General features: G+C 64.0%; 20 protein-coding genes and 1 riboswitch. Of the genes, 9 read left to right on the plus strand and 11 right to left on the minus strand.

Annotation, left to right across the window (positions count from 1 at the left end; all coding sequences use genetic code 11):
* The first annotated feature begins 14 nt into the window (after nucleotides 1–14).
* From ACR9WD_RS15610 to ACR9WD_RS15630, 5 genes are all read left to right on the plus strand, one after another.
* The gene (locus ACR9WD_RS15610; protein ID WP_190264204.1) at nucleotides 15–2,063 is read left to right on the plus strand and encodes a biotin carboxylase N-terminal domain-containing protein; all 2,049 of its coding nucleotides are present in this window, start codon (nucleotides 15–17) and stop codon (nucleotides 2,061–2,063) included.
* Entirely contained in the window at nucleotides 2,060–2,584 is a 525-nt protein-coding gene (locus ACR9WD_RS15615; RefSeq protein WP_190264205.1) for a MaoC family dehydratase, read from the plus strand. The genes ACR9WD_RS15610 and ACR9WD_RS15615 overlap by 4 nt, the downstream gene beginning before the upstream one ends.
* Complete coding sequence (locus tag ACR9WD_RS15620) at nucleotides 2,577–3,377, plus strand: HpcH/HpaI aldolase/citrate lyase family protein (RefSeq protein ID WP_434922396.1); 801 nt, start codon at nucleotides 2,577–2,579, stop codon at nucleotides 3,375–3,377. Before ACR9WD_RS15615 ends, ACR9WD_RS15620 begins: the two co-directional genes overlap by 8 nt.
* 66 nt (nucleotides 3,378–3,443) lie before the next feature.
* A complete protein-coding gene (locus ACR9WD_RS15625) occupies nucleotides 3,444–3,947 on the plus strand; it encodes a hypothetical protein (protein ID WP_434922397.1) in 504 nt (167 codons plus the stop codon).
* 155 nt (nucleotides 3,948–4,102) lie between these two features.
* Entirely contained in the window at nucleotides 4,103–5,404 is a 1,302-nt protein-coding gene (locus ACR9WD_RS15630) for an MFS transporter (protein WP_038992913.1), read from the plus strand.
* 94 nt (nucleotides 5,405–5,498) lie between these two features.
* Here the strand turns inward: ACR9WD_RS15630 and ACR9WD_RS15635 are convergent, their stop codons facing one another.
* From ACR9WD_RS15635 to ACR9WD_RS15650, 4 genes are all read right to left on the minus strand, one after another.
* The gene (locus ACR9WD_RS15635; protein WP_038992912.1) at nucleotides 5,499–5,936 is read right to left on the minus strand and encodes a DUF6069 family protein; all 438 of its coding nucleotides are present in this window, start codon (nucleotides 5,934–5,936) and stop codon (nucleotides 5,499–5,501) included.
* A gap of 98 nt (nucleotides 5,937–6,034) precedes the next feature.
* The gene (locus ACR9WD_RS15640; RefSeq protein ID WP_223308826.1) at nucleotides 6,035–6,445 is read right to left on the minus strand and encodes a DUF6069 family protein; all 411 of its coding nucleotides are present in this window, start codon (nucleotides 6,443–6,445) and stop codon (nucleotides 6,035–6,037) included.
* 157 nt (nucleotides 6,446–6,602) lie between these two features.
* Nucleotides 6,603–6,935, minus strand: a complete 333-nt coding sequence (locus ACR9WD_RS15645) for a DUF202 domain-containing protein (RefSeq protein WP_190264208.1) — start codon at nucleotides 6,933–6,935, stop codon at nucleotides 6,603–6,605.
* Nucleotides 6,932–7,315, minus strand: coding sequence for a YidH family protein (locus ACR9WD_RS15650; RefSeq protein ID WP_190264209.1), 384 nt, complete (start codon nucleotides 7,313–7,315; stop codon nucleotides 6,932–6,934). Before ACR9WD_RS15650 ends, ACR9WD_RS15645 begins: the two co-directional genes overlap by 4 nt.
* A 149-nt stretch (nucleotides 7,316–7,464) precedes the next feature.
* Between ACR9WD_RS15650 and ACR9WD_RS15655 the strand changes: the two genes are divergently transcribed.
* On the plus strand, nucleotides 7,465–8,511 hold the full coding sequence (locus tag ACR9WD_RS15655) for an MBL fold metallo-hydrolase (protein WP_434922398.1): 1,047 nt from the start codon (nucleotides 7,465–7,467) through the stop codon (nucleotides 8,509–8,511).
* Nucleotides 8,508–9,857, plus strand: a complete 1,350-nt coding sequence (locus ACR9WD_RS15660; RefSeq protein WP_073707086.1) for an MFS transporter — start codon at nucleotides 8,508–8,510, stop codon at nucleotides 9,855–9,857. Before ACR9WD_RS15655 ends, ACR9WD_RS15660 begins: the two co-directional genes overlap by 4 nt.
* 35 nt (nucleotides 9,858–9,892) lie before the next feature.
* On the opposite strand, the gene ACR9WD_RS15665 is transcribed toward ACR9WD_RS15660, so the two are convergent.
* From ACR9WD_RS15665 to ACR9WD_RS15675, 3 genes are all read right to left on the minus strand, one after another.
* Nucleotides 9,893–10,819, minus strand: a complete 927-nt coding sequence (locus ACR9WD_RS15665) for a LysR family transcriptional regulator (protein WP_038993412.1) — start codon at nucleotides 10,817–10,819, stop codon at nucleotides 9,893–9,895.
* 91 nt (nucleotides 10,820–10,910) lie between these two features.
* The gene (locus ACR9WD_RS15670; protein ID WP_190264211.1) at nucleotides 10,911–12,140 is read right to left on the minus strand and encodes an acyl-CoA dehydrogenase family protein; all 1,230 of its coding nucleotides are present in this window, start codon (nucleotides 12,138–12,140) and stop codon (nucleotides 10,911–10,913) included.
* Nucleotides 12,141–12,165: 25 nt separating this feature from the next.
* Entirely contained in the window at nucleotides 12,166–13,398 is a 1,233-nt protein-coding gene (locus tag ACR9WD_RS15675; RefSeq protein ID WP_434922399.1) for an acyl-CoA dehydrogenase family protein, read from the minus strand.
* A gap of 54 nt (nucleotides 13,399–13,452) precedes the next feature.
* A riboswitch (SAM riboswitch) is annotated at nucleotides 13,453–13,543 on the minus strand.
* Between the two features lie 216 nt (nucleotides 13,544–13,759).
* Here ACR9WD_RS15675 and ACR9WD_RS15680 point away from each other — a divergent pair.
* A complete protein-coding gene (locus ACR9WD_RS15680) occupies nucleotides 13,760–14,116 on the plus strand; it encodes an SdpI family protein (RefSeq protein WP_190264213.1) in 357 nt (118 codons plus the stop codon).
* A 107-nt stretch (nucleotides 14,117–14,223) separates the two neighbouring features.
* Here the strand turns inward: ACR9WD_RS15680 and ACR9WD_RS15685 are convergent, their stop codons facing one another.
* From ACR9WD_RS15685 to ACR9WD_RS15695, 3 genes are all read right to left on the minus strand, one after another.
* Entirely contained in the window at nucleotides 14,224–15,585 is a 1,362-nt protein-coding gene (locus tag ACR9WD_RS15685; RefSeq protein WP_190264214.1) for a GntP family permease, read from the minus strand.
* Nucleotides 15,586–15,876: 291 nt separating this feature from the next.
* Complete coding sequence (locus ACR9WD_RS15690; protein ID WP_190264215.1) at nucleotides 15,877–16,938, minus strand: CdaR family transcriptional regulator; 1,062 nt, start codon at nucleotides 16,936–16,938, stop codon at nucleotides 15,877–15,879.
* Nucleotides 16,939–17,343: 405 nt separating this feature from the next.
* Entirely contained in the window at nucleotides 17,344–17,892 is a 549-nt protein-coding gene (locus ACR9WD_RS15695; RefSeq protein ID WP_190264216.1) for a hypothetical protein, read from the minus strand.
* Between the two features lie 184 nt (nucleotides 17,893–18,076).
* Between ACR9WD_RS15695 and ACR9WD_RS15700 the strand changes: the two genes are divergently transcribed.
* Nucleotides 18,077–18,925, plus strand: coding sequence for an SDR family oxidoreductase (locus ACR9WD_RS15700; protein ID WP_190264217.1), 849 nt, complete (start codon nucleotides 18,077–18,079; stop codon nucleotides 18,923–18,925).
* A 15-nt stretch (nucleotides 18,926–18,940) separates the two neighbouring features.
* Here ACR9WD_RS15700 and ACR9WD_RS15705 read toward each other — a convergent pair whose 3' ends face one another.
* Nucleotides 18,941–20,119, minus strand: coding sequence for a glycerate kinase (locus ACR9WD_RS15705; RefSeq protein WP_190264218.1), 1,179 nt, complete (start codon nucleotides 20,117–20,119; stop codon nucleotides 18,941–18,943).
* Nucleotides 20,120–20,128: the final 9 nt, after the last annotated feature.

The following is a 20,128-nucleotide window of genomic DNA, read 5'->3' on the forward strand; positions in this document are numbered from 1 at the left end:
GCGAGGAAAGAACCATGACTGCCAAGCTCTTTGATACCGTCCTGATTGCCAACCGCGGGGAAATCGCGGTGCGCATCATCCGCACCCTGCGCCGCCTGGGCATCGAATCCGTCGCCGTGTACTCCGATGCCGACGCCGGGGCCCTGCATGTGTCCGAAGCCGACCGCGCGGTGCGCATCGGCGCGGCCCCGGCCAATGAAAGCTACCTGGATATCGACGCGGTGATCGCCGCCTGCCGGCAAACCGGCGCCCAGGCGGTCCACCCGGGCTACGGGTTCCTCTCCGAGAACGTGGACTTCGCCCGCGCCTTGGAAGCCGCCGGCATCACCTTCATCGGACCGCCGGTGAACTCGATCAACCTGATGGGCGACAAGATCCGCTCCAAGAACCACGTGCTCTCCCACCAGGTGCCGGTGGTTCCCGGCATCGCCGAACCCGGCCTGGGCGACGAGCAGCTGCTCGCAGCCGCCAAGGAGGTCGGCTTCCCGCTGCTGATCAAGCCCTCGGCCGGTGGCGGCGGCAAGGGCATGTTCGCGGTGGAATCCGCCGCGCAGTTGCCCGAGGCGCTGGCCAGCGCCCGGCGCACCGCGCGCAACGCGTTTGGCGATGACACCCTGTTCCTCGAGCGGCTGGTGCGCAATCCGCGCCATATCGAGGTGCAGATCCTGGCCGACGCGCATGGGAACACCGTGCACCTGGGCGAACGCGAATGCTCCTTGCAGCGCCGCCACCAGAAGGTCATCGAGGAAGCCCCGGCCCCGCTGTTCGAGAACCTGGAGCACGGCGCGCAGATCCGCGAGCGCATCGGCGCCGCCGCGGTAGCCGCCGCGCAGTCCGTGGGCTACGTCGGCGCGGGCACCGTCGAGTTCCTGGTCAGCGACCAGAACCCCGACGAGTTCTTCTTCATGGAAATGAATACCCGCCTGCAGGTGGAGCACCCGGTCACCGAGGAAGTCGTACGGGTCAACGGGGAAAAACTGGATCTGGTGCAGTGGCAGGTGCGCATCGCGGCCGGCCAGGCGCTGGACTTCACCCAGGACCAGGTGGCGCTGTGCGGCCATGCCATCGAGGCCCGGCTCTACGCCGAGGACCCGTCCTCGGGCTTCCTGCCTTCGGTGGGCACCGTGCTGCGCGTGAGCGAGCCGGAGAATGTCCGCGTGGATTCCTCGCTGCGCGACGGCTTGGAGATCAGCGCCCACTACGACCCGATGCTCTCCAAGCTCATCGCCTGGGGCGAGGACCGCACCGAGGCGCTGGTCCGGCTGGATCAGGCGCTGGCCGGCACCGTGGTGCTGGGCGTGCTGGCCAACAGCGAGTACCTGCGGCTGCTGCTGGCGGACGAGGATGTGGCGGCCGGACGCCTGGACACCAACCTGATCGAGCGGAAGCTGGACCAGTTCGCCTTCCGCCAGATCAGCGAGCGCGAACTGGCGCTGGCGGCGCACCTTGAGGACCAGCGGATTCCTGCGGCGAAAACACCCTGGGGCCTGCGTGATGGCTGGCGGGCCCAGCATCGCCGGGCCAGCATCCAGTACTTCGATGCCGAGGCGGCCGAGGGCAAGACCGCGCTGCTCAGGGAGCAGGATACCAGCTTGGTGCGAGTAGGCGGCGAGGATTTCACTGTGCGCCAGGAGCCGGATGGAACCCTGTCCGTCAACGGCCAGCGCACAGCACTCCAGCATGCCTTCGCCGAAGACGGCACGCTGTGGCTGTGCGAGGACGGGTGGACCGCGGCGGTGCGCAAGCTTTCCCGCGAAGAAGTCCTCGAACGCCACCTGGCCACCCTCGCCATCGAGTCCGGGACCTTGTCCCCGCATGTCGAATCCCCCATGCCCGGCACCGTGATCAGCGTGCAGGTTGCCGATGGCGATGAGGTCGCCGCCGGCCAGCTGCTGCTGAGCATCGAGGCGATGAAAATGGAACACCAGCTCCTATCCCCCGCCGATGGCATCGTGCGGATGACCGGCCTGAAGTCCGGGGATCTGGTCAAGGCCAAGCAGGTCGTGGCCACCGTGGAAGCAATGCAGAGTACCGAAGCGAAGCATCAGGAGCAGGACGCATGAGCGAGAAAACCCCCACCCGCGTCGAGCAGCGCGGCCTCTACTTCGACGAGCTGCAGCTCGGCGCCACCTACGTGCACAAGCCCGGACGCACCCTGACCGAAGCGGACAACGTCGCCTTCACGACGATGACCATGAACAACCAGGGCCTGCATCTGGACGCCGCGTGGGCTTCCACCCAGCCCTTCGGCAAGCCGCTGGTCAACTCGCTGCTGACCTTGAGCACCATGATCGGCCAGTCGGTGGGCCAGCTGACCGAAGGCACCATCGTGGGGCAGCTGGGCATCAACGACGTGAAGTTCCCGCACCCGATGTTCCACGGCGATACGCTCTACACCGAAACCGAGATCACCGCGCTGCGCGAATCCAAGTCGCGCCCCGGCCAGGGGCTGGCGTCCATGACGCACACGGGCCGCAACCAGCACGGCGACATCGTGGCAACCGCCACCCGCACCTGCCTGATGTGGACCAGGCAAGCGCATCAGGACTCACTGGAAGCCAAGGGGGAAAATGCCAATGGCTAGCTTCCTGATGGGCCCTTCCCTGCTGTTCTGTCCGGCCGATCGGCCCGAGCGCTATGCCAAGGCGGCGCAGCGCGCCGACGCGGTCATCATCGACCTGGAAGATGCGGTGGCCCCCGCGAACAAGGACGCTGCCCGCAGAGCCTTGGTGGAGACCCCGCTGGATCCCGAACGGGTGATTGTGCGCGTGAACCCGGTGGACAGCGAGCACTTCGCCAAGGACTTCGAAGCGCTGGAGCAGACCGCCTACCGCACCGTGATGCTGCCCAAGTGCGAGTCGGCGGAGGATCCGTCCGCGTTGGCCGGATACGACGTGCTGGCGCTATGCGAAACTGCCAAGGGCATCACCAATGCCGGACAGATTGCCGAGGCGCCGAATGTCGTCGCGCTGATGTGGGGCGCCGAAGACCTGATCGCCTCGCTCGGCGGCACCTCCTCACGCGGCGAGGACGGCAGCTACCGCGAGGTGGCGCGGTTCGCGCGGTCGCAGGTGCTGCTGCATGCGGCCACCCACGGCAAAGCCGCCGTTGATTCCGTGTACCTGGACATCCCCGACCTGGAAGGCCTGGGCGCAGAGTCCCGCGACGCCAAGGCCTCGGGATTCGCGGCAAAGGCCTCGATCCACCCCAACCAGATGCCGGTCATCCGCGAGGCGTTCGCGCCCACTGAAGCGGAACTGGATCGTGCACGGCGGATCCTTGACGCGGCCAAGGAGAATCCGGGGGTGTTTGCCTTCGAGGGACAGATGGTCGACGAACCGCTGCTGCGCCAAGCCCGGGCCGCCTTGGGCAGATAACCCGTTTTCCGCCATGCACTAAAGTGTGTAGCAATGACCGCCGACAGCTGGCCAACGGAGGTTCACATGGCTGTGGTGAAGAAACCCGGTGCCGATGCCCTGGTGTACTTCTGGTTTGCGATTTCACTAGCCGTGCTCGGCGTAGTGATCGGGCAAATCGGCGCGGTCATGATGCTAAACGGCACGTTGGAGCTGAACGTCCTGAACGTGACCACGCTGCACCTGGTCGCCTGGGGCTGCTATGCCGGAGCGGCGATTTTCACCATCGTGGTCATGCACAAGGCCCTGGCAATGCTGATCTATCTGGTGCACCACCAACGCCCGCTGCCTCCACGCAGGATGCCGGTGATCCGCGATGCCCCGGTCACCGCCCAGACTTCCGAGACGAGCCCAGTAAGCCACGCATCAGCTGGCCCGACGGACCTGGCGGATCCGCTGGGCAAGGATGAGCTGCCCTCCGGGTCCAAGCCGAAAACCTTCCCGCGGCAGGCGCTGGGTGCACTGCCCGCGCAGGACCGGCGTCCTCGCAACCGGCGCCAGAACTCCGGCAAAGGCGACGACCCCGCATAGCGAACCCTGCGTCCGCTGCGCTTCGGCAAGTGCAGCAAGTCCCGGTATTGCAAGGCTCTCCACAACCGGGGGAGTCAATATTTGTTCCGCGGGTGTCATGAACTTCGACGCCTGTTGGCCCCGGTGCAATGCTTCAAGCATCGTCTATAAGGAGCGTGCGATTGAGTTCCCGGAAGCCATCGCGGATCCACCGAGCGTGGCTGGTCGCCATCGTGACCACACTGGCACTCGTTGCCACGGCAGCTTTCCGCTCCACCACCGGAGCGTTCTTCGAACCGCTCGAATCCGAATTCGGCTGGCTCCGCTCCCAGCTGTCGACTGCGGTGACCATCAACCTGGTGGTCTACGGCCTGGCGGCACCCTTCGCCGCGACCTTGCTGGAACGCTATTCCATGCGCAAGGTGGCCGCCATTGCTCTGGCGCTGGTGGCTTCGGGCGCCGGATTATCGGTGTTCATCAGCCAAATCTGGCAGTTGTGGGTGCTGTGGGGCGTGCTGGTTGGACTGGGCACCGGGGCGATGGCACTGGTTTTCGGTTCCGTGGTGGCCAACCGCTGGTTCTCCGAACGCCGCGGCCTGGTGATGGGCATCTTCTCCGGCGCGAATGCCGCCGGCCAGTTGGTGTTTCTTCCGAGCATCGTGGTGATCATCGAGCAGTATTCATGGCGGATCGCTGCCCTGGTGGTTGCCGTTTTCGCGGTGCTGATCATCCCGCTGCTGCGCTGGCCTTTTGCCAACTCCCCTGCCGAAGCCGGGGTGCTTCCCTACGGCGGAACCGAAGCCGTTGCCGCTCCGGCAGGCGAACCCCAGCAAGGGTCGATGGCCGCCGCGACGCTCAAGGCCCTGTTCTCGGCTTCGCGCTACCCGGCCTTCTGGGTTCTGGCGATGACCTTCTGGATTTGCGGCTGGTCAACCAACGGACTGGTGCAAACACACTTCATCCCTGCGGCACATGACCACGGCATGCCGGCCACCACCGCGTCCGGACTGCTGGCACTGGTAGGCATATTCGACATCCTCGGCACCATCTTCTCCGGGTGGCTGACCGACCGTGTACGCCCGTGGCTGCTGCTTGCGGTGTACTACGCGCTGCGCGGCCTCTCGCTGCTGTTCCTGCACTCGCTGATGGGGCCCACCGTCGAACCGCTGCTGTGGATCTTCATCATCTTCTATGGCCTGGACTGGGTGGCCACGGTGCCGCCTACGGTGGTGCTCTGCCGCCAATACTTCGGTCCGGTCAAGGCAACCGTGGTCTTCGGCTGGGTCTTCGCCTTCCACATGATCGGCGCCGGCGCAGGTTCGCTGACCGCGGGGCTGTCGCGGGAAACCACCGGCAGCTACCTGGCCGCATGGATTACCGCCGCCGTGCTGTGCTTCGCGGCGGCCGTGAGCCTGCTGTTCCTGCCGCGCATGCGCAAGGCCTACGAGGATCCGCAGCTCGAGGAAGTCCGGGTATAGCCCTCACGGCAACACTTGGGCACATCCGTTTAACGCAAAGAACCTCGCAGAGCAGATCATTGCTGATCGTTCTGCGAGGTTTTGCGCATCAGGCTCAAGCCACTGCTACGTCCTTGGAAGGAACGTGCAGCTTCTTGTTGCCGTAGTGCACGGAGAAGAACCAGCCGATGCCGGTCACGATATGGATCAGGCTCAGGCCCACTGCGGTAGCGGCATCCGCTGCGTGCATGATCGGGAAGGCGATCGATGCGACAGCTATAACCAGGCCGACCCACTGCGCGATCTTGCAAATGCCCTTGTTTGCCCGTCCAATCAGGAATACCACCAGGCCGAAGAACAGGATCGGGATCAACGTGAACTGAAGCAGGTGGTCGAAGGCGACAACATCGGTTGGATTCGGACCGATCCGGCGGGATGCTCCAGCGGCGCCAGCCAGGAAGAAAATGATGACGTTCAGGTAGCTGGTACCCAGCGCACCGATAATCACCTGAATGAAATTGAATGGGCTGTTGGGCTGTCCCTGAGCCGTCATGGCACTCCTAGAATTGTTGAAAGTTCTCAACCATTCTATTCCTGACCGCCTGTGCCGCGGCTCTCAATAACCCGTGAGAACCGCGACACTTAGCATGGCTATATGTTTTCCAGCTCCGCGATCTCGTTGAACTTCCTGTTCGAGTAGTTCACCGCGATATACCAGGATGCCGCGACCACCAGGTGCATGATGGTCACCGCCAGCGCGGTCCCCCAGTCCTCGGCGAAGAACCACTGCACCACCGCTGAGGCCAGCACGACTGCAACGCCGATGACCTGGGCGATGCGGCAGAACCCCGGCTTGGCCCGGCCAATCAAGAAGGTCAGAAACCCGAGCACGAGGATCGGCGGGGCGGTGAAGCGCACGATATGGATGAAATCCAGATTCTGGAACAAGCCTCCGGAGTATTCCATGGACGCGCCAATGACCCTGGCAACAAAATAAGCCAAGACACTCAGCGACATGGCCCCGAAAGCCGCAATCACCACCTGGGCGAAATTGAACGGCATCTTGAATCTAGCCTCAGCCTGCATCGCAAATCATCCCCTTTTACGGCGAATTCGAGCTGAACCGGTAGTTCCACTGTACGCCCGCTGGCGGCAAATGGATCCGGCGATTTTTCGATGCTTTCAGCAGCGGCATCAACGGCACGCGGTTGCACCGTGCTTAGTTCGGGCCGAGCACCAGGAACAGCGCATATCCGCCCAGCGCACAAAGCGCCAGCGTGGTCATCAGCACCGCAACCACGTCCGCCTGGACCTTCTCGTGCTTGACCCCGAGGGCCATGCGCCGATACCGCGCACGCTGCGAGAGCAGGATCCCCAGAGCCATCGACGAGGACACCGCGATCAGCAGGATCATGCCGATGCCGTAGTGCGGCAGCCAACGCAGGAAAACAGCGGAGACCACGAGAAAGGAAACCATCGTGCGATTCCACGCGAAGATGGTCCGCTCGGGCTGCAGGCCGGCATCGGCGATCTCGATGGGTTCGCCTTTCACGAGCCGAGGGACCAGAAGATCATGGCGATGGCCGCCAGCGAGGCCACCACTGCACCGAAGGCCAGCAGCGGGACAATGGCGGGAATCGGCAGCGGGCGCCCGGTGCGCATGCTGCGTTCCACGCGGACCCAGCGCACGGCTGCACCGGCGGCAATCAGGATGCCGACGCCGATCACCAGCACCGCCAGCCAGGTGCGAACTGGCGACGGGAAGGCCTCTGCGGCGAAGGCCTCCAGCGCTGTGCCGCCCGCGAGGAATGCCAATGAGGTGCGGATCCAGGCCAAGAAGGTGCGCTCGTTGGCAAGGGTGAAGCGCGGGTCGGGCTCACTGCCCTGCGGCAATAGCCAGCGTGAAATCCGGCTGCGTTCTGGCTCGGCCATGACCCTCCTTGGTTTGCATCGTTGCTATGAGCATACCCAACCGATTATCGGCTAAACCTATTTAGTTGGTTGATAAAAACAGTTTTACGAATGTGATCCAGCGCATAAGAATGGAATGCAGCACTTGAACCAAAGAAAGGGCGCATTCCATGGCCTCCACCAATCTCAATCCCCGCGTCGTTACGCTGGGCACCGCCGGCGGACCTCGCTGGTGGACCGGCGAGAACGCCGGCAAGCGCGCGGGAATTTCCACCGCCGTCGTCGTGGGCGAGAGCGTCTACCTGGTGGATGCCGGAACCGGCGTGGGCAACCAGCTGATGAAAGCAGGATTCACCCCAGCGAACCTGCGCGGCATCTTCCTCACGCACCTGCATTCGGATCACACCATCGACCTGGCATCGCTGGCCATCTTCGGAATGTTCACCCTGCCTGCCGGCAAGGCGCCGATTTCCATCATCGGCCCGGGCGACCGCGGCGCCCTGCCGCCAGCGTCCCCGCGTGCCACCACCCCACCTCAGCCGGTCTTCGCGCAGAATCCGACGCCGGGCACCGCTTCGATGTTCGAGCACCTGATGCAGGCCTACGCCACTGACCTGAATGACCGCGTGATCGACGCGCTGCGCCCCTCCCCGCTGGACCACTTCATCGCCTCGGACATCGAAATCCCTGCCGGCACCGGGTACCACCCCAATGCCAACCCGACCCCGGCGGACTTCGCGCCATTCGAGATCTACCGCGACGAGCTGGTCACGGTGACTGCAACCCTGGTCAAGCACCCGCCAATCGCCCCGGCCTTCGCCTTCCGCTTCGACACCGCAGAAGGCTCGGTGACCATTTCCGGGGACACCGCGCCGTGCCAGAACCTGGTGGCCCTGGCGAAGGACACCGACCTGCTGCTGCATGAGGCCATTGACTTCGACTGGGTGGAACGTGCGTACGGTTCGGTGGGCACCTTGGAAGCCCAAGCCTCGATGGACCACCACCGCGCTTCGCACACCTCGCCGGAACAGGCAATCACGATTGCCCACGAAGCCGGGGCGCGCACCCTTGCGTTGCACCACCTGGTCCCCGGAACCACACCCCTGGAAGTCTGGGAGGCCCACGCCGAGAAATTCTCCGGCAACTACCGCGTGCCCAACGATCTGGACACGATATCCTTTTCCCGCGTCACTAGTGAAATGGCGGCAGCACGATGAGCAGCACCCTGAATAATCACAGCAGCGTGGAGGCGCCAATGAAGGTCCCCTCGCTGAACTCCCCGCAGATGCGCCGGATCCTGGCCTCCAGCTTCATTGGCAGCGCGATCGAATTCTACGATTTCATCCTCTATGCCACCGCGGCCTCGCTGGTCTTCAACAAGGTCTTCTTCGTGGGACTGACCCCAGGCGTGGCAATCTTCGCTTCCTTCGCCACCCTGGCCGTGGGCTACCTGGCCCGCCCTCTGGGCGGCATCATCTTCGGCCATTTCGGCGACAAGATCGGGCGCAAGGGCGTGCTGATCACCTCGATGGCCATGATGGGCGGCGCCTCGACGCTGATCGGGCTGCTGCCTCCCACTGCCCAAATCGGCATGCTGGCCCCGATCGCACTGATTACCCTGCGCATCGTCCAGGGCCTGGCCGTGGGCGGCGAATGGGGTGGCGCCATGCTGATGGCTCTCGAGCACGCGCCGAAGGAACGCCGCGGCTTCGCCGCGAGCTTCGCGAACATGGGCGGCCCGGCCGGCGCCGTGATGGCTACCTTGGCGGTCTCCGCCGTCTCCATCATGCCCAATGAGCAGTTCCTGGCCTGGGGCTGGCGCATTCCGTTCCTGATCAGCATCGCGCTGGTGGGCATCGGGCTGGTCATCCGCCTGAAGGTCACCGAATCCCCGCTGTTCCTGGCCCTTGAAGACAAGGCCGAAGAGCGCAAGACCCCGTTCATGGAGGTCATCACGAAGTACCCGAAGTCGGTCATCCGCGGAACCCTGGTGGGCATGAGCTCCTACACCGTGCAGGGCCTGATGACCGTCTGGGCCATCTCCTACGTGGTCGAGGAAGTCGGTTTGGACCGCACCGCGGTGCTGAACATCAAGGCCATCGGTGCCGCATTGACCGTGGTGGGCATCTGGGTATCCTCGCGCTACTCCGACAAGCTGGGCCGCCGCCCGGTCATGATGGTCGGCATCCTCGCCGGCGCCGTGGCCGCCCTGCCGATCATGTGGATGCTGGAACTGGGCCAGCTGTGGCTGTTCGCCATCGCCCTGTTCGTGGCCAACGGCATCATCCAGGCGTTCATCTTCGGGCCGTTCGGCGCGTTCACCGCCGAACTGTTCCCCACCCGCATCCGCTACACCGGCGCCTCGCTCGTCTACCAGCTCTCCTCCACCGTGGGCGCAGGCTTCACCCCGATGATCGTCGCCGGCCTGGTGCTGCTGGGCGGCGGATCGCTGTGGATCGCCGGCGCCGTCTGGGCTGCCGCGTTCATTGTCGCCGCGCTGGCCATGCGCGGCATCAAGGAAGGCCGCGATGCCGACCTCGAAGCCGAGGAGATGAGCCACTAGAACCTTGGTGCCTGGAGCGCGGAGCCGGCTGGAACCTATGGGTTCCGGCCGGCCTCGCGCTCTTTCTCGGCACCGGTTTCCTCGCAGAAATCCAGGAACGCGCGCAGCCGCAGGCTCAGGCGTTCCGAGGCGGTATAGGCCACGCAGATGTCGCTGACCCCGACCTCGCCTTCGATCTCCAGCACCGACAGCGGCAATCCGTCATAGCTCAGGTTGACCGGCGGACGCTGCACCAGCACGGTGTAGCCCAGTCCGCGGGCCACCATCCCGCGTACCGCCTCGAAGCTCTGCGAACTCCAGCGCACCTTCGGGTCCAAACCCGACATGCGCAGGTTCACCAGCTGGTTATCGCGCACCGTGGGAATGTCCAGGGAAACGAAATCGTCATCGGCCAGCTCGGCGAGCGCAACCGAGGTGCGGTCCGCCAGCCGGTGGTTCCCGCCCACCAGCACATAGGGACGGCCCGACATCACCCGGCGCCAGGAAACCTGCGGCAGCAGGTGGCGGGTATGGGTGAGCACCGCATCCAGGTGGCCCTTGAGCATGCGTTCTTGCAGCTCGGCGCCATCGCCTTCCACCAAGGTCACCTGCAGGTCCGGGTGGACATTGGTGAAGCGTTCGCAGATCACCGGGATCCAGAACGCTGCCAGCGAGGAATAGCAGCCGATCACCAGCGGGCCCGAGAGCTTGGTCTGGCGTTCGACAATCAGGTCCTGCACCTCTTCGGCATGGCGCACCAGCGCCCGCGAATCCAGCAGGAAGTCGGTGCCGACAGCGGTGAGCACCACCCCGCGCGCCCGGCGGCGCACCAGCAGCTGGGAGCCGACGGCGCGCTCCAGCTCGTCCATCGACTGCGACATGGCGGCCTGGGAAATATGGCACTGCTTCGCCGCCGCGGAAATGGAGCCGAGTTCCGCGACGGCGACGAAGTACTGCAGCTGGCGCAGGGTGTAATTTATCACCCACACAGTCTAGCCAGCGGGCGATTCTGCAGGCGCAAAACAGCAGGCCCAGCATCGGCAAAGAATGCTGGGCCTGCTACGGAAATGGAAGCTACTTCGAGGCGCCGATCGCCCACACGCGTGGAAGCTCGGTGCCGTTGACCGCCAGGTCGCCAATCAACCGCGCCTTGAAGACCCAAGGGTTGTGGTTGCCCGCGGTTCGGGCATTGCGCCAGTGCCGATCAAGGTTCTTGCTCACGCTCGTCGCGCTGGCAGCCAGCGCATCGAAGGCATGTGTGATGGCATTGAGCACCAGCGGGGTGAGCACCACCTGCGCCTGCGCGCTGGCCAACTCGGCCGCATCATTGGCCGCTTCGTCCTCTTCTGCGCTCGCCTGGCCGGTGTGCAGCGCCAGCGCTGTTTCGTAGGCTCCCTGCAACGCCGCCGAAACGCGTTGAACCGTTGCCGCGGCGGCGAAGGATGCAGCAGAGACCTCGCCGATCACCTGCAGCAGCTGCGGGTCTTCGGCCGCCACATTGGCTGCGGCATGGCTGAAGGTCCGCTTGCGCGCTTTCAGTTCGGCGGCGAAGTCCCGCTCTGCCGCTTTGGCGGAGCCGGCCAGGACCGCCAGCAGCACCTGCTGGTAGAACGCGGTCTGGTACTTGAAACGGGTGTCGAAGTCGATCAGGTCTTCCTCGGCCACCACCGCATCGGTGAACGTGGAGGTTCCGGTACCCGTGGTGCGCTGGCCGAAGCCATCCCAGTCATCGGCCAGCTCGACACCGGGCTGGTGGCGGTTGACCGCGGCGATCACGCGTTTTCCGGTGTCGGTGCGCTCGGCATAGGTGTCCAGCCAGTCAGCGAAAATTGAGCCGGTGGAATAGTACTTGGTTCCATTGATCTTGAACCCTCCCTCGCCGTCCGGGGTGACCTTGGTGATCACGTCGCCGACCTTCACGGTTCCAACCTCGGTCCACGAGTTGCCCACCAGTTCCCCGGCGGCGAAGCGGGCCAGCCACTTGTCACGACCCGGACCCTGCTCTGCCACCAGCCGATCCTCGACGAAGGCGAAGTGCGCGCGCAGCGCCTGGGCGATATTGGAATCAGCGGCCGCAAGATCCACGAACAGCTCGAAGAGCTCAGGCAGGGTCGCCCCGGCCCCGCCGTGCGATTCCGGAACCCGGATTGCGCCGAAGCCGGCGGCAGCCAGGTCCGCGACTGCCTGGTAGGGCAGTTCGCCGGTGCGGTCGCGTTCGGCAGCTCCCTGCGCGATGTCCGCGAAGAGCGGGGCAAAACGGGCTTTGAGCCCTGCAAGCCGAGTGCCAGTTGCAAGTACAGTCATCGTTCAGTCCAATCCGTGGGAATTTCTAGGTGTAGAGCGAGAGCGGCTGGGATTCTCCGCGCAGGAAGTACGCGCCGACCTCGATCTTCTTGTAGTCCACCGGGTCATGCAGCGAGTGGGTGCGCACATTGCGCCAATACAGGTCCAGGCCCACCGAGCTCGCGGTCGAGGATGATCCGGTCACCTCGAAGATCCGGTTCGCCACCTCGACGCCCACCTCGGTGGAAACCACCTTGGCTTCGGCAATTTCCACTGCCAGCGCGGCCCGCTCGGGCTGGGTGACGTCTCCGGCCTTCGACAGCAAGGCATCGAATTTCCGGCCGAGCTTCTCGGTCAGCGCCGCCACCGCGGCGGTGCGGGCCTTGAGCTCCCCGACGATCCGCTGGAAAATCGGATCCTGGGCGTAGGTGTCGGCCTGCGAGAACAGCCAGGCGTTCTTGCGGCCCAGCAGGATCTGCTTGCCACGCTCCAGCGCTCCTTCGGCAATGCCCAGGTAGAAATTGGCGAAAGCCAGCTGGATGCCCGGGGTGAGCAAGGTGGACACCGGTTCGTCGGTGACGAATCCGAGCAAGTCCTCGGCTTCAAGCCTGACGTTGTGGTACTCCAGCGAGTTGGATGCGCTGAGCCGCTGGCCCAGGTAGTCCCAGTCGTCAACGATTTCCAGTCCTTCGATGTCGCGGGGCAGCACGAAGGCGAGAATCTGCCCGTCGTATTCCCCGCCTTGGACCAGCGCGTTGATGACGATGACCTCGCCAACACCGGAACCAGTGGAGAACCGCTTGGCCCCGTTCAGCCGGTACCCATCCCCTTCGACGCTCAGCGTCAGATCCGGGTCAACCGGATTCACCGAATCGCCCCAGAGCCACCCGCCTTCCACGGTGCGTTGCCACCACTTGCCTTGCGCCCCCGCCGGAGCATAGAAGGCAATGCCCGACTGGTTGATGTAGTGGTAGGCCAGCAGCTGCGCGATGGATCCATCGGCCGCCGCCAGGATGCGGACCACGTCGAATGCCGTTTCCCAGTGGGCTCCTGCGCCGCCGAATTCTGCAGGCACCAAAAGGTTCAGCAAGCCGGCTTCGCGCAGCAGCTGCACCTCGGCGAATGGCTGCTGGTTCCTGCGGTCGCGTTCCAGGGCGTCTTGTGCGAGCGTGCCTGCCACCTGCTGGGCAACTTCGCGCCACTGCTCCAGCTCGGTTTCGCTGGCGTTCCCATAGTAGGGAACTCGGCGTAGTCCGGTGTCTTGTACGGTATCTTGCACTGTCATCTTCTTCTCCCTTGCGTTGCAGGTTCCGAAGGACGCAGGGTCCCTGCGATTCCATCGATCCTGGCGTTAGCACTACCTGCGGGATGCAGACTTGCTGCGGCGTCGCGGAGCCAGGTCTCTCAGCCGCTCTGGATGGGTTGTGCTCCGAGTCAACCACTGCCGGAAGCAGTCACGGAAGGGCACTGTCATGCGAGGGAACGGCAGGACAAAATACGTCATCTTCGAGCCACCTGCTTGCCTGATCGATGGCTGCGCGGCCTTCATATGACACTTGCATGACGAAATTTGAACTCGGGAACTGCGCAGCTTCCGAATAGGATGGCTGTTCACGGCGAATAGGCAGGATAGGTGGAACGTGGATCCAGCAAGCGTCATCTCCTTCATGTTCGGGTTGCTGGCCATCACTTTGGTGGCAGCGCTCCTCGCACCCATGGCCCGGGATGGAAAGCTCGCGCGCAATGCGGCCATCGGCATCAGGACGCGCCACACCTTGGCCAGCAACGAGGCTTGGTTGGCAGGGCATCGGCGGGCTGCGCCGCTGGTGGCCGCGGCTGCATGGGCAGGCTGGGCCGCGTTAGCCGGCTCAGCGGTACTCTGCATGCTGGGCCAGTTCGGTTTCGCCTTCGCCACGACCGGCGCAGGTTATCTGGCCATTATCGTGTTGCTGATGGTCTCGGCTGCCAAGGCGAACACGGCCGCTCGAGGCGTCTAGCGGTCAGGCCTTCGCTCTTCGGCTACCACTTTCAAACACATGCTTAAAGCAACGGATCGCACCATCGGCAGATGGTGCGATCTGTTGCTTGCGCGGTCAGCGTCCTGCTACAGCAGCACGGCTCCCAGGAGCAATACCGTCAGGAAGGCGGCGGTACCCTGGATGGCTGTTGCCACGCTCAAGGTCTTGTATGCGGTAATCACCGGAATGCGGCTGAGCTGCGACACGACCCAGAAGTACGAGTCGTTGGCGTGCGAGACAACCATCGCACCGGCACCGACGGCCAATACCGTGAGCACCATGCCCAGTTCCGAACCCAGACCCAAGGAGCCGAGCATCGGCGCGACCAGCGCAGAGGTGGTCACCATGGACACAGTGGACGAGCCCTGCGCGGACTTCAGCGCAGCGGCGATCAGGAACGGCACCGCCAGACCCAAGCCCAGCCCGCTGAGCGAATCCGAAAGGATCGTGGTCAGATCCGATGCTGCCAGCACCGCGCCGAAGCCCGCACCGGCACCGGTGATCAGCAAGATCGGGGCAGCGGTGCGCACGGCTTCATGCATCTGCTCATTGAAGACCGCCAGCTTGCTGTCGCCGCTGAGCAGGAAGGTCGAGGAGATCAAGCCGAAGATCAGGGCGATCACCGGAGTACCGATGAAGGAAAGGATTTCCAGGGCAATGCCCTCGCCGAACGGGTGCGAAGGCAGCTTCGCAATGGAAGCGGCGCAGATCAGCACGAGCGGAACCAGGATCGGCATGAATGCCAACGCCGGGCTCGGCAATTTGCCGAAGCTCGCGCGCAGCTGCTCGTAGTCGAGTTCGGAGATGTCGTCATCGCCCTCGCTGGGCAGCGGGGTCCACTTGGACTTGTTGAAACGGCTGGCGTAGGCCAAACCTGCCAGCGCAGAGATGGCGGCAACGGGCAAGCCGACAGCGATGATCAGGCCCAGGTTATCGGCAACCCCGATGCTTTCCGCTGCGGCCAGCGGACCCGGAGTCGGCGGCACCATGGTGTGGGTTGCGTACAGGCCGGTCATCAGGGCGACGGATGTCGCCAGCGCAGAAACGCCGGTGCGCAGGGTGATGGCTTTGCGCAGCGAGTTGAGCACCACGTAACCGGAGTCGCAGAAGACCGGAATTGAAACGATATAGCCGATGATCGACAGCGTCAGGTTGGGGAACCGTGTGCCCAGGACCTTGATCAGCGCATCTGCCATGGAGATCGCGGCACCGGATTTCTCCAGGATCACACCGATCATTGTTCCGAACAGGATCACCAGACCGATGTTGCCCATGGTGCTGCCAAAGGCCGTGGTGACCGTCGAGGCCACGTCGGCCAGCGGAATCCGGTAGGCGAAGGCAGCCAGGATGGCGGCGCCAATGAGGGCGAGGAATGGGCTGATTTTCAAGCGTGCCGTGACCATTACGATGGCCACGACAAGGATCAGCAGAACAAGAAGTTCATACACGGCGGGTTGGCTCCTTTGCCAAAAACAGTAGTTCTCTGCTCCCGGCCCACGATGGCACAACCGGTGGATCAGCCCCGTCGGCAAAGCTGCTCAAAGCCTTGGCTGTTGGACTAGATACCTCCGTGCCGCCACGGAATTCGGGCGCAAAGATCGATCATCCTGCCAATACTAGAAAAACCCGCACCGATTACCTATGGGCACACGACCATATTTGCCCACTTTCGATTTGGGTCAATGTGTGCAAATATCCGGCTACTGCCACAACTGTCACCGCAACCCAGTTCCCAGGTCCTAGAAAATATGCAGCTGCCCCAAGGCCTCTCTGGCGTAAATCGCATGCTGGAGTTTCAGTGACTCGCTGGACTGCCGGATGTCCACACCGCTAATCCGGCCGATCCGCTCAAGCCGTTGCACCAAGGTGTTGCGGTGAATATGCAGATCCGAGGCGGCTTGGCTCATCGATGCAGCCGTCGAAACCACCAAGAGGGTTTTGGCTTGTTCCTCGTTGAGCTGTTGCGCCGGAGCGGCGGCATGTTCCAGGCTGCGCGCTGGGGTGCGGGCGATAGCCACCGCAATTTCCCGGCTCCACATTCCGCGCTGGGCATGGCGGGGCACGAGCGACGGGTACCCCAGCAGCACGCGCAGCGCTTCGGTTTCGGCCATGAGCTCCTCCGCAGTTTCCACCGGCATGGACACAAGGAAACGTTCCTCGTTCAAGAGCTCTTCAGCGAAAGCAGGCTCGTGGGCTGCGCGCAGCCTCCAGTACGCACCGGACAGGCTGATCCAAGACGTGCGGTGGTGCTCCTTGGCAGGTTCTTCGAGCAACGGACCCTCGACGCTTCGCGGGAGCCATGCTTCGATGCACTTCGGCCCGCGCAAGCCATGGGCAGCCAGCGAGCGGTCGATGACTTCGGGTGCCACGCGGCCTGCGATCAGCGCAGAAATGATGTCTCGGGCCTCGGTCTCGCGGCGCGCACTGCGCGAGTGCTCGTAGTCCTGGGCGAAGAGCAATTGCACCGTCAAGGCAATCAGGCCGGCCAGCGGCTCCACCTCATGCGGAGCACCGGTCACGCCGACAACTCCGCACAGCTGGCCGTTCAGCGTCAGAGGGACATTGACCCCTGGCAGGGTTCCCGCGGAACCGTCAGCCTGGCTGACCCGGATGATGGCGTTGCGGCTGATTGCCTCGGCGCTGCCGTCGTGGTGGGTGCCGATTCGCGCGGCATCGGTCGAAGCGATGATGACCCCGTGAGCATTCATGATGTTCACGTTGCGGTTGATGGTCGGAGCGATAGTATCAACGACCTTTTGCGCCAATGCGCTGGCCAGCCGAGGTTGCTCCTTTTGATTCATGTCTTCATCCTAGCCGCCACCTTCCATACGGACATGGAAGTCCAAAACAGCTGCTCAAGGTCCTAGGCTCCCACGCATGGAGATGCTAGGCTCGCTGAAGCAAGTTCTCCCCACGAAAGGTTCATCATGAGTTCAGCTGTCAGCTACCTGACGGGGGGATTTTTGGTCGCTCTGCTCGTGACGTTCAATATGACCTGGAGCCAGCAGCTTCCGGGCCTACTCGGTTTCTCTGCGATTCTGCTCAGCTTCCTCGGACTGGCCGGTTGCATTGTGTACGCAACTCGGTTAGCTCCGAACACCAACAGCTAGAGACCGACTTCCTTCGAACCATGAATTCGCAAGCTACCGGCCAAGTCACAGCAGAATGGCTTGGCGGCCTGCGAATCATGGCCGACCAGTTTAAAGCTACTTGTTGTTCTCGGCCGCCGCGCGCTCTTTCTCAATGGCCTGCACCTGGACAACCAAGTCGGGGGCAAAGGCATAAAGTTTTCCATCGGCCTGGTGGACCCAGAACCGTCCGCAGAGATCCGTGGTACGCGTCTGGGCGTCGTCTGGCCACCAGTCTGCATCCAACGTTCTAGTTTTGGATATTTCGACTGCTGCCAGATCCTTGGTACGCGGATCGGAAGCGTAGGCCTTAGCCAATTCTGCGTCGGTTGGATCTCCGACTTTGCTCAGAGCGGTGCACTGGCCATCGTTGAGTTTTCCTTCGTAGTCCATCACGAAAATACGTTCGTTGCCTGTGTTGCGCTGCACCAGTTCGATATTTGTTCCGCCTTCAGGAACCCAGTTCGGCAAGAGGCCATCTGCCACAGCTTTGCTGGAGGATTCCGCAGTTCTAGTCGTTGACTCATCCAGCTTGTCTGACAACAGATCGCTGACACTGCATCCGGATAGTAGGAGTGCAGAAATGATGCTCAGGGAGCCAACAGCGAGGTACCTTTTCTTGTTCATGGTTCAATCGTAGAAATCCACCCGCGCAAGGACATCGGCAGGCTGAGGTAACTCGGGACAGCCGATCTCAACCCCTCGGCTGACACCTCACGCCGCCGAAGTCGTCCCAACGCTGGGGTATCGAATAGGGCGCGCTTCGCCTAGGCTGGCACTGGGCATTGCACCAGAGGGGAAGCGAGCAGCCATGGGGTCCACGCCAAGTATTGCAGTCACCGGCTCCACCGGAGCGCTCGGATCACTGGTGGCCCATCAGCTCGCCCACCGCGGGATCGCCCAGCGCCTGCTGGCGCGCACGCCGTCGAAGGCCCCGGAATTGCCCGAGGCCGAGGTGCGGCAATTCGACTATGCCGACCAGTCCGCCAGCGCCGAGGCCCTTGACGGCGTTGAAGTGCTCTTCATGGTCTCCGCTCCGGAAGGGCCGCAGCGGATGGATCTGCACCGTGCCTTCATCGACGCGGCCAGCAAGGCCGGGGTAAAGCAGGTCATCTATACATCCTTTTCCGCCGCGGCACCCGATGCGCTGTTCACCCTTGCCCGCGAGCACCACGCCACCGAGCAATACCTGAAGGAGTCCGGGATGCGCTGGACTTTCCTGCGCGACAGCTTCTACCAGGACCTCATGCCGCACCTTGCCGGGCGGGACGGGGTCATCCGCGGACCGGCAGGCGAGGGCCGCTTCGTTCCGGTCGCCCGGGCCGACGTGGCGCGGTCCGCGGCCGCCGTGCTCGCAGATCCGGCAGAGCATGCCGGCGCCACCTACGAGCTGACCGGGCCGCAGTCCCTGGACATGGCCGATGTGGCACGCATCCTCAGCGGGGCCGGCGGCAAGCAGATCGTGTTCCACAACGAAACCATCGAGGAGGCGTACGCCTCGCGCGCGGTCTTCGGTGCCCCGGACTGGCAGCTGGATGCCTGGGTCAGCACCTATACAGCCATCGCCAGCGATGCGATGTCACAGGTGAGCAACCACGTCGAAATCATCACCGGCACCCCGCCGATGTCCCTCGGGGAATTCCTGCGCACGGCCGGCTGACCCCGAACGTGCAGGCTAGCGCAGGTAGGTGCGCGCCACGCTGAACACGGTGCGCTCCACCAGGGACAGGGTCTGCGCGGAGAGTTCTGCCAGCGTTGCCGGCCCCGGGGCAATGGAATAAGCGGCCAGGATCCCGGATTCCTCCAGCTGCTCATCGGTCAGGTCCACCGACCCGGCAACCACGATCACCTCGGCGTTCTCGCCGGCTGCCTGCAGCACCCCGGAGACCACCTTTCCGTCCAGCGACTGCGAATCCAGGCGCCCTTCCCCGGTCAGTACCAGATCCGCGCCCTCGAGGATGTCGTGGGCGCCAAGCACTTTCGCCACCAAATCCCAGCCGGGGACCAGATCCACCTGGAAGTAGGATCCGAGGCTGATGGCCAAGCCGCCGGCCGCGCCCATGCCCGGCTGCTCGCGCAGCTTGCGCCCGGTATCGGCTTCCAGCACATCGGCCAGCCGGGCCAGGCCTGCATCCAGGAGCTGCACCTGCTCCTGGCTGGCGCCCTTCTGCGGACCGAAAACCGCAGCCGCGCCCTTGGCGCCGATCAGCGGGTTGGTGACATCGCAGGCGATCTGCCATTGGACGTTCGCCGCCCGCGGGTCAAGCCCCGAAACGTCGATGGAGGCCAGATTCTGCAGCGCTCCGCCCCCAGCGGGCAGCTTCGCGCCGTCGGCATCCAGGAAGCTGGCACCGAGGGCAGCAAGCAGCCCGCTGCCGCCGTCGGTGGTGGCCGAGCCGCCCAAGCACAAGATGATCTGCGAAACGCCCAGCTCCAGGGCACGGGAGACCAGCGCGCCCAGGCCGTAGGTCGTTGCCTCCAGCGGCCTGCGTTCCACGTCGCTGACCTGCGGCAGGCCGGCGGCTTCGGCCGCTTCGACCACGGCGATCTTCCCGTCGGCCGACAGTCCCAGCCGGGACGCGACAGGGCGGCCCAGGGCGTCGGTGGTCTGCACGCTGATCGCTTCGGTGCCCCAGGCATCGATCAACGCTTCGAGGGTTCCTTCGCCGCCATCGGCGAAGGGCACCGCGGTGATCTCGACCTCGCGCTTGCGGCTGGCCGCTGCCTTGGCGAAGCCGTCAGCCAGGGCAGCGGCCACTTCGCTGGCCCGCGCACTGCCTTTGAAGGAATCAGGCACGATGGCCACGTTCAACGGACGGGTCGCTGCGGGCGCTGGCTTCTGCGTTGGAGTCATGCTTCCCAG

Origin of the sequence: Glutamicibacter sp. PAEs-4, from assembly GCF_051161755.1 — a bacterium.
Taxonomy (GTDB): Bacteria; Actinomycetota; Actinomycetes; order Actinomycetales; family Micrococcaceae; genus Glutamicibacter; species Glutamicibacter nicotianae.

Coding starts and splice junctions, on each gene's coding strand:
- ACR9WD_RS15610 (WP_190264204.1), top strand. CDS start 15: ATGACTGCCAAGCTCTTTGATACCGTCCTGATTGCCAACCGCGGGGAA.
- ACR9WD_RS15615 (WP_190264205.1), top strand. CDS start 2,060: ATGAGCGAGAAAACCCCCACCCGCGTCGAGCAGCGCGGCCTCTACTTC.
- ACR9WD_RS15620 (WP_434922396.1), top strand. CDS start 2,577: ATGGCTAGCTTCCTGATGGGCCCTTCCCTGCTGTTCTGTCCGGCCGAT.
- ACR9WD_RS15625 (WP_434922397.1), top strand. CDS start 3,444: ATGGCTGTGGTGAAGAAACCCGGTGCCGATGCCCTGGTGTACTTCTGG.
- ACR9WD_RS15635 (WP_038992912.1), bottom strand. CDS start 5,936: ATGACGGCTCAGGGACAGCCCAACAGCCCATTCAATTTCATTCAGGTG.
- ACR9WD_RS15640 (WP_223308826.1), bottom strand. CDS start 6,445: ATGCCGTTCAATTTCGCCCAGGTGGTGATTGCGGCTTTCGGGGCCATG.
- ACR9WD_RS15650 (WP_190264209.1), bottom strand. CDS start 7,315: ATGGCCGAGCCAGAACGCAGCCGGATTTCACGCTGGCTATTGCCGCAG.
- ACR9WD_RS15655 (WP_434922398.1), top strand. CDS start 7,465: ATGGCCTCCACCAATCTCAATCCCCGCGTCGTTACGCTGGGCACCGCC.
- ACR9WD_RS15660 (WP_073707086.1), top strand. CDS start 8,508: ATGAGCAGCACCCTGAATAATCACAGCAGCGTGGAGGCGCCAATGAAG.
- ACR9WD_RS15670 (WP_190264211.1), bottom strand. CDS start 12,140: ATGACTGTACTTGCAACTGGCACTCGGCTTGCAGGGCTCAAAGCCCGT.
- ACR9WD_RS15690 (WP_190264215.1), bottom strand. CDS start 16,938: ATGAATCAAAAGGAGCAACCTCGGCTGGCCAGCGCATTGGCGCAAAAG.
- ACR9WD_RS15695 (WP_190264216.1), bottom strand. CDS start 17,892: ATGAACAAGAAAAGGTACCTCGCTGTTGGCTCCCTGAGCATCATTTCT.
- ACR9WD_RS15700 (WP_190264217.1), top strand. CDS start 18,077: ATGGGGTCCACGCCAAGTATTGCAGTCACCGGCTCCACCGGAGCGCTC.
- ACR9WD_RS15705 (WP_190264218.1), bottom strand. CDS start 20,119: ATGACTCCAACGCAGAAGCCAGCGCCCGCAGCGACCCGTCCGTTGAAC.